General features: G+C 64.0%; 2 protein-coding genes and 1 pseudogene. All 3 read right to left on the bottom strand.

The genetic code is table 11. From position 1 onward, the window contains the following. Window positions 1-695, bottom strand: a 695-nt coding sequence (locus tag ABYW26_RS13185; RefSeq protein WP_372605371.1) for a phage minor head protein, incomplete at its 3' end; no start/stop codon positions are given. Next, entirely contained in the window at window positions 688-2,250 is a 1,563-nt protein-coding gene (locus ABYW26_RS13180; protein ID WP_372605369.1) for a DUF935 domain-containing protein, read from the bottom strand. The genes ABYW26_RS13180 and ABYW26_RS13185, both read right to left, overlap by 8 nt. Before the next feature lie 39 nt (window positions 2,251-2,289). After that, a pseudogene (locus ABYW26_RS13175) lies at window positions 2,290-2,593 on the bottom strand (hypothetical protein); the annotation flags it as partial.

Genomic DNA, 2,593 nt, shown 5'->3' with positions numbered 1-2,593 from the left:
GCAAGGGCAACGGTTTCTGCGACCGACGCACCAGGCGCATAGTCCCACCCTTTGTCGATACCTTTGGGCGCGCCGGTCCGTGGATCGATCTCGGGCCAGTTATCGGGCAGGCTTTTGCCGGGGTCGCCCCCAACGCGCTTTGCTCCGGCCAGCGAATAGGCGCCGACGATGTAGCAGCTGCACCCCCAGCCATTGGGTGTGGCATGGGTGCGCCAGAATTCGTGATCGGGCGGCAGGATCAGACCATCCCAGCCAAGATGTTCGATGCGCGGCTCGCGCGACCCGCCGTGCCGATAGACCCAATATGTGAAGTCGCCCTTGACGAGCTGGGCCATGCGCCCGGCGGCATAAGTCGTGGCGGCATTGGTCTTGTAGATGACGCGGGTGCGCCATGCTTCGCCTGCCTTGGAGCCTTCCCCAGTCCAGCCGTGCCAGCCGTGCTTTTCGACGATTCCGCGAAAATCCTTGCGAAACGTCTCCAGGCTGGTGCCTTGCGCAATCGACTTGTCGACAGCCGCGGCCAGATCGGCCAGCAGGTCTGCCTTCATTGCGCCCGCCACCATGAAGGCCCGGTCATGTGCGCTGCGCTCTATGTCGTCCCAGGCCTGCGTTGGAACGAGATCGCCCAGGCGCAGGCGCAGGGCTGCAACCTGCTCGGCAAAGGGCCGTCCGAATGCGAGCGCGGTGTCAGGCACTCTCGTCCTCCACATCCGCGCGGCCGGCGCCCTCTGCGGCCACCATCATCAGCATGATCGCTGCGGTCAGCTTTGATGTGTCGAGAGCCGGGTAGGCGGTCATCAGCATATCCCGCAGCTCTTCCATGCTTCCCGCCCGCTCAGTCATTAGCTCGACCTGGGCAATCAGATCCGCCACGGCGGGCCCGGTTTCGGTGACGGCCTGATCCGCGAGGCGCTGAGGCGCCGTCTGCCCGGTCTGTTCTGCCTGCAGCGCCGTCTGGTCCGGTGCGGGCGGGGGATCACCCGCGCCCGCCTTCGCCGGGGCGCGCAGGATAGCGTCGCCCTTTTTGGGGGCTGAGAGGCCGAATTTCTCGCGGGTCTCGGACTGGCTGACCTCCAGGCCCAGAGGCACCAGTTCACCAAGAGCCTGGGCCAGCAGTCCCAGATCCTCGGCCTCGGGGCGCGCAATGATCAGCTTGGGATAGCCACGCCGGCCGCGCGGGCCAAATTCGAGATCCACAAACGGGCGGATGAGCTGGGCGTTCAGGATGCCCTGAAGCTGCTTTGCATCGGCGCGTTCAATATCCTCCTGCACCTCGCGGTGTTCCTTGCCGGACCCCAGCCCGCCGGTAACCGAGTCGGTCGTTGCGGTCTGGCCAAGGACGGCCTTGGAAACCTGCTTATCCAGCCAGTCCGAGCGCCGCTCATAGTGATCGGTCGACGCACCGACATTCTTGGCCTCGATAAACTCCATCTGCATGGTGTCAGGAATGATGGCCGCGCAGTCGCCCGCAATGTTCGCGACGGCGCTAAACAGCGTATCCTTGTCCTTTTCGGTCGCGCCGGGCTGGAATTTTCCGAGCCGGATCGGCTGGCCATAGGTCTGGGTGAATATGGCCCAATCGCGCTGGGTGAAGGCCTTGAACATCTGTGCCCAGGCGGCAATGCGCGCGATGCCCGAGCGCGGCGCGATACCGGACTTGGCCTGCATACGGGCGTAGATGAACTTGTAGGGGTGCAGCGGCACTTCGGCCCCGTGTTCATTGAGCAGCAGCGGCGTGGTCAGATTGTGGCGCTCGAATGTGAACCAGCGCGGGTCGCGATATTCGAGGCGCGCGGGTTCCCATTGACCCTCCGAGCTGTCCCAGATGATTTCGGTAAAGCTGTAGCCCTTGCCGATCGCATCGAGAATGTTGAACAGCTCGTCACTCAGCTCGTCCCGGTCCAGCCAGTCGCGGACGCGGTCCGCGATGACCTGATCTTCTTTCGAGTCGCTTGCTGGCTTGACCGTGATATCGATCTGGCTGACCGAGCGTTTTCGGGTGCCCAAAACCCCGGTGTAATGAAGATCGCGTTCCTCCAGCAGTTCGGCCAGTTCGAGATATTGCGTAACATCGCCGCTGTCTGCCGCGCGCAGAATGCCCGCCAGGCGCATGGGGTTCAGACCATCCATCGGATAGCCCGACAGCGGGCTGCGAACGCCGCCGATCGTCGGAGCGGCGACTTCCTGCGTCAGAACCTTGCGCACGACAGGCCGCCCAAAGGCATCGTAAATGGTCGGTTTAATGGTCATTAAAAGCACCTCCAAAGCGCCCGAGTTCTGCCGATCGCATCACAGTCCCCCTCGCAGGCCCGCGCCGCGCGGCTGGCGCCACCAGTCGCGGCGCTGCTCGTCACCCGCAGATTGTTCGCCTCGTTCTGCGCCACCCGTCTGGCCGGCCGCGCGGTAGCCGTACTCAATGGGGCGCAGGCGTGATGCGTGATGGGCCAGCGCCAGCGCGATTGCGAAGTCGCCGTGGCGTTTTTTGCCGTTCTTCTTCTTGCCTTCACCTTTTTCGGTGGTGCGGGTTTCGGGAACGCGGGGGATGCCGCGTACCTCTTTCACCGCACGCAGGTCGCTTAGGTGATCGGCGTCG

Source organism: Actibacterium sp., from assembly GCF_041584535.1.
Classification (GTDB): Bacteria; Pseudomonadota; Alphaproteobacteria; order Rhodobacterales; family Rhodobacteraceae; genus Actibacterium_D.
Note: the sequence above shows the minus strand (reverse complement) of the source record. Positions and strands in the feature narration are given on the sequence as shown.

Bases quoted from the DNA above. Each gene is read 5' to 3' on its own strand.
- ABYW26_RS13180 (WP_372605369.1), bottom strand. From the start codon at position 2,250: ATGACCATTAAACCGACCATTTACGATGCCTTTGGGCGGCCTGTCGTG.